Below are 5,422 nucleotides of genomic sequence, written 5' to 3'. Positions count from 1 at the left end.
TGATTGCGGTACTCCTCGTGCGTGGTGGAGCCGATGCAGCGCAGTTCGCCCGCGGCAAGCACGGGCTTGAGCAGATTGGAGGCGTCCATGGAGCCGCCGCTCGTGGCTCCCGCGCCCACGATGGTGTGAATTTCGTCGATGAAGAGAATGGAGCCGGGCTTCTGCTTGAGCTCGTTCACCACGTCCTTGATGCGGGCCTCGAAGTCGCCGCGATACTTGGAGCCGGCCAGCAGCGCGCCGAGATCCAGCGCATAGACGGACAGCGAACGAAAGGCGCGCGGCACGTCGCCCTGCGCAATCTTGTAGGCCAGTCCCTCGGCAATGGCCGTCTTGCCCGTGCCGGGCTCGCCCACCAGCAGAGGATTGTTCTTGCGTCTGCGGGAAAGCACTTCCAGAAGACGCGCCACCTCGCTTTCGCGGCCGACCAGCGGATCAATGCGGCCCTGCTTGGCCTTTTCCACCAGATCCACGGCATAGCGCTCCAGCGCCGAGGCCTGCGGAGCCTCGTCCTCTTTGTCCGAAGGCGCGCTGCTGCGCCGCTGCGCCGCCTGACGCAGAATTTCCGGCAGCTCGTGGGAAAGAAATTCCAGCACGCGCAGGCGGTCTATGCCCTGCTTGCGCAGATAGAACACGGCCCAGCAGTCCGGCTCCTCGAACATGGAGGCGAGCACGTCGCCCACGTCGGTGTCGCGGCGGCCCGACGACTGCACGTGCGCCACCGCGCGCTCCAGCACGCGTTCCAGCGATTCGGTCTGCATCACTTCGCTCTCGGGCGCGGGCTGCTCCGGCCCCACGGCCGGAAGATACCGGGAAAGATAATCCTCAAGCTGATGACGCAGTGCGGGAAGGTCGGCGCCGCATCCCTTGAGTATGACACGACCGAGCTGCTCGCGAGTCATGGCCAGCAGAAGATGTTCCACGGTAAGACATTCGTGGCGACGCGAACGCATCTCCATAACGGCCAGCGCCAGCGTCTGCATCAAAGAACGTGCCATCATCAGCGGATACCTCTTTTTTCTGGAAACATTCCTTTATTGTACCTGCGCGAAACGGAGATTGCAAGCTGTGGGGGCGCATGTTTCCGCGATGCAACATTATTTAACATTCGCGCCGGAGAGCAACAACGCCTCTGCAACGCGAAGCGGCGATGCAACGCTCCGTCAGATCTCAGAAAGAGTCGCACCGCTCGACCAGAGCTGCGGCGGGCCCGGAGCCTTCGGTGACGCCGGGGGTTTTCCGGGGCTTTTCAACAGGGCGGGCGCAAAAGCCGCGAAGAGACGGCAGATTCCGCCTCACCCCGCGCCGCTCGAAGACGCGCGCCGCTCTTGCAGCGCCGAACGCCCCCGGAGCTTCCGCCCGCAGGCACGGGGCGCAACGCGCCGTTTCGGCGTTTTTCGCCGCGTCCCGTCACTGTTTCCAGCCGTCTTTCTTCGGCCGGGCTTCGGCTGTGGCCGGAGCCCCGGAGCCTTCAAAGACGCCGGACTTTTCCGCGCGCAGAGCGCCTTTCCGGGCACGGACGAAAAACGGCGGCCGCAACACGCGACCGCCGTTTCAAGCGCTATTCCTTTTCCATGGTGCAGCGCAGGGGGAATCCGGCATGCTGAGCCCTCGTCGCCACCTGCGTCACCCGGAATTCGGCTATTTCCTTCGGATACACCCCGCACACGCCCATGCCCTTCTGATGCACGGACATCATGATGGCCACAGACTCTTCCTGCGTCTTGTGGAACACCTCTTCCAGAATTTTGACGACGAAATCCATGGTGGTGTAGTCGTCGTTGTGAAGAAGCACCCGGTACATGGCCGGTTCCTTCAGTTCGTCTTCCAGAGTGACGCCCGACTCGGTGCCGGACGCGCCTTCGGTGTAATCCTGACTCATGTCGTTATTCTCCCTTGGAGTCGACTTCCGCTTCCAGCGCTTCGGTCTGAGCCTGCGCGGCAAGCGCCTCGATCATGTCCTCGATTTCCCCGTCCATGAAGCGGTCGAGGGAATACATGGTGAGATTGATGCGGTGATCGGTCACGCGGCCCTGCGGGAAGTTGTAGGTGCGGATGCGTTCCGAACGGTCGCCGGAACCCACCTGGGAACGACGTTCCGCGGCTTCGGAAGCGTGCTGCTTTTCCTGTTCCGCCTGAAGAATGCGCGAAGCGAGCACCTTCATGGCGCGGGCCTTGTTCTTGTGCTGGGAACGTTCGTCTTCGCACGTGACCACGATGCCCGTGGGAATGTGCGTGATGCGCACGGCCGATTCCGTCTTGTTGACGTGCTGGCCGCCCGCGCCGGACGCGCGGTACACGTCGATGCGCAGATCTTCGGGGCGCAGATTCACGTCCACTTCCTCGGCCTCGGGCATGACGGCCACCGTGGCGGCGGAAGTATGGATGCGGCCCTGCGATTCGGTGGCGGGCACGCGCTGCACGCGGTGGGTGCCGGATTCGTAGCGCAGACGGCTGTACACTCTCTTGCCGGAGACCAGGGCGATCACTTCCTTGTAGCCGCCGGAATCGGTGGGCATTTCGGAAATGATTTCCACCTTCCAGTGCTGAAGTTCGGCATAGCGGCAGTACATGTGGAAGAGGTCGGCCGCAAAGAGGGCCGCTTCTTCGCCGCCGGTGCCGGCGCGCACTTCGAGCACGGTGTTCTTTTCATCCAGCGGATCGGGCGGCAGCAGCATGAGGCGCAGCTTGTGCTCGCGTTCGGGCAGCTCCTTCTCGATGCGGTGAATTTCTTCCTGCGCCATCTCGCGGATCTCGTGATCCTCGTCGTTCAGAAGCTCCTTGTTTTCCTCAAGCTGTTTCTGGAGATCGCGATATTCGCGAAAGGCAAGCACCACGGGTTCCACGTCGGCGCGGGCCTTGGCGATCTTGCGGTACTGTTCAGGGTCGGACAGAACCGCAGGATCGGCCATGTTCTGTTCCAGCTCCTCATAGCGTTTTTCCAGACTTTCCAGTTTAGCAAACATAGTCACTCCATCACGATAGGGTCGGGGGATTCAAAGCGGCCGGCATAGGGGCTGTCCGGGCCCAGCGCCTCGCGCAGAGCGACCACGGCGACTTCAAGCTGATCGTCGTCGGGCTCCCGCGTGGTGAGAAGCTGAAGAAAGAGCCCCGGAGCGCGCAGAAGGCTGCCCCAGAAGCCTTTTTTCAGCGTGGCCGCATAGCGGATGATTTCATAGGCCAGCGCGCTGACCGGCGCGATCAGCAGTATTTTGAAGCACACGATGCCCGCATGACGCACCACGGGCGAGGCGGGATTCCACACAAGCAGAAGCAGGGGAACCAGCACCGCGTGAAGAACGATGGCCACGGACAAAACAAAAAGAAGGAAGGTCGTGCCGCAGCGCGGATGCAGCCTGCTGCACGCGCGGGCAGTGCTCACCGTGACCATGCCGCCCTTCTCAAAGGCGTGAATGGTCTTGTGTTCCGCGCCGTGATACTGGAACACGCGGCGGATGTCGGGCATGAAGGATATGGCGACAATGTACCCGATAAACATGAGAAATTTGAAAACGCCGTCCCACAGATGGAAGGAAATTCCATTCATGTCGCCGGAAAGGCCGAGCTCTTCCATGCCGAGCGCCAGAAGATGCGGCGCCGCCACAAAGAGCACCACGGCCGCGCCGAGGGCCATGAGCAGCGTGAGCGCCACCTGTCCGCGGGACATGGGAGAGGAATCGTCGTCGCCCATGAAAAGGTCGGCGGAACGGTTAAGCGCCCGCACGCCGTTGGACAGCGTTTCCACCAGAATGGGGAATCCGCGCAGAAAGCGCACGGAACGCAGTCCCTGCGGCCCCATGGTGCGCCACTGCCGGCTCTCCACGGAAATGGAGCCGGAAGGCCTGCGCACGGCCAGCGCGTAGGACGCGCCGTTTCGCATGAGCACGCCTTCCATGACGGCCTGACCGCCCACCAGAGGCAGCGCGCAGCTCTCGGACGCAAGCGCGAGGCAGCGCAGAAGGGAACGAACCATTTTCATGCCATATCCTGAAAAACTCTCCCGCAAAGCGGGGTGAAGGCGTTCCCGGAAAACACCGGAAAAACGCCCGTGCGCCGCCGAAAAACGCAGAACATCTGCGCGCCCTGCGCCCTCGCGCCGGCGGCCGGCGCGCCCGTTTCCGCAAAACGCGGCGGGTGCGGCGAAGGCTTCATCGGCAGGCCGAACGCCCGAAAAGGGGCCTTCGGAACCTGCCGGAGCGCAAGGCTCCAAACTCAAAAACCTCCCCAGGAAAGCCTGGGGAGGTTCCGCTCATTCCCGGCTCGATACGACGCCGGAACCAGCGTTACTTTGCGAATTTGGCGTACTTCTTGCGGAAGCGGTCAATGCGGCCGGCGGTATCGACGAAGCGCTGCTTGCCGGTGAAGAAAGGATGGCAGGCGGAGCAGATTTCCACATGCACGGTTTCGCCCTTGGTGGAGAGAACTTCCACAACATTGCCGCAGGCGCAGACAAGCTTGGCCTTGTAAACTTTGGGATGGATGCCTTCTTTCATGGTACACTCCTCAGATGATTTGCGGACCCACGGGTACGCCCATACCCACCTTGGTAGGCGGACAGTCGCCTAGTCGCCCGATTTACCGCAGCGTTGAAGATTCAAGTCGGAGAACCCTACTTCTTTTTTCGCGGATAGTCCAGTGTTTTCCCGCTTCATTTTCTCGTGAACAACTCCGACGCTCTGGACGAGCGCGCCCGTAAGGGCTATACCTTGCCCATGCGTTATTATCCTCTGTTTCTGAGTCTTGCCGACGCCCGCTGCCTCGTGGTGGGCGCAGGCCCCGTGGGACGGCGAAAAATCGCCGATCTTCTCTCGTGCGCTCCGGCCGAGCTTCTGGTAGTCGATCCCGCGCTCGACGAAGCGGCGCTCCGGCAGGCCCTCGACGGACAGGACACCGCGCCCCTTCGCGCGGAAAAGCGGGCCTTTCGCCCGGAAGACGTGGAAGGACGCGCCCTCGCCTTTGCGGCCACGCCTTCGGCGGCGGTCAATTCGGCCATCGCAAGGCTGTGCCGCGCCTGCGGTGTGCCGTGCAACGTGGCCGGACCTCTGGAAGACGGCGTTTCCGGCACGTTTCTGGTTCCCGCCCATCTGGAGGACGGCCCCATCACCCTCGCGCTCTCCACGGGCGGATGCAGCCCCGCGCTCGCCCGCGCCCTGAAGGAAGACCTCAGGCATTGGATACAGGGCGGCTACGCTCCGCTCGCGCTTCTTCTGAAAAAACTGCGTCCCCGGCTCATCGCCCTCGGCCTCGGCAGCAGCGCCGACGCCGACGTATTCCGCGCGCTGTGCGCCCGTCCCCTGCGCGACGAGCTCATGGACGCCCTCGCCCGCAAGGACTTCGGCAGGCTTGCCGATCTGCTGCGCCCCGTGCTTCCGGACGCTCTTTCCCCTTCCCTTGAGGAGATTATCCATGAACTGGACTGACATTC

The 5,422-nt window shown here is 62.8% G+C and carries 6 protein-coding genes; 1 reads left to right on the top strand and 5 read right to left on the bottom strand.

Features of this window, described 5'->3' with window-relative positions; all coding sequences use genetic code 11:
• The 5 genes from ACZM96_RS09270 to rpmE all read right to left on the bottom strand — a co-directional run.
• Positions 1–998 (bottom strand): Clp protease N-terminal domain-containing protein (locus tag ACZM96_RS09270; protein ID WP_489488709.1); only part of this gene is annotated, 998 nt, incomplete at its 3' end.
• A gap of 560 nt (positions 999–1,558) precedes the next feature.
• Positions 1,559–1,879, bottom strand: a complete 321-nt coding sequence (gene clpS / locus ACZM96_RS09265; protein WP_489488708.1) for an ATP-dependent Clp protease adapter ClpS — start codon at positions 1,877–1,879, stop codon at positions 1,559–1,561.
• Between the two features lie 4 nt (positions 1,880–1,883).
• Entirely contained in the window at positions 1,884–2,963 is a 1,080-nt protein-coding gene (gene prfA / locus ACZM96_RS09260; RefSeq protein ID WP_489488707.1) for a peptide chain release factor 1, read from the bottom strand.
• A 2-nt stretch (positions 2,964–2,965) separates the two neighbouring features.
• Entirely contained in the window at positions 2,966–3,976 is a 1,011-nt protein-coding gene (locus ACZM96_RS09255; RefSeq protein ID WP_489488706.1) for a DUF1385 domain-containing protein, read from the bottom strand.
• Between the two features lie 304 nt (positions 3,977–4,280).
• Positions 4,281–4,490 carry a 50S ribosomal protein L31 gene (gene rpmE, locus ACZM96_RS09250; protein WP_077073051.1) on the bottom strand — a complete coding sequence of 70 codons (210 nt, stop codon included), beginning with the start codon at positions 4,488–4,490 and terminating at the stop codon, positions 4,281–4,283.
• Positions 4,491–4,655: 165 nt separating this feature from the next.
• Between rpmE and ACZM96_RS09245 the strand changes: the two genes are divergently transcribed.
• A complete protein-coding gene (locus ACZM96_RS09245) occupies positions 4,656–5,417 on the top strand; it encodes a precorrin-2 dehydrogenase/sirohydrochlorin ferrochelatase family protein (protein WP_489488705.1) in 762 nt (253 codons plus the stop codon).
• The last annotated feature ends 5 nt before the right edge of the window (positions 5,418–5,422 follow it).

The sequence above is a fragment of the Mailhella sp. genome, from assembly GCF_057866825.1.
The sequence above is the reverse complement of the archived record's forward strand: the minus strand, read 5'-3'. Positions and strand labels throughout refer to the sequence as shown.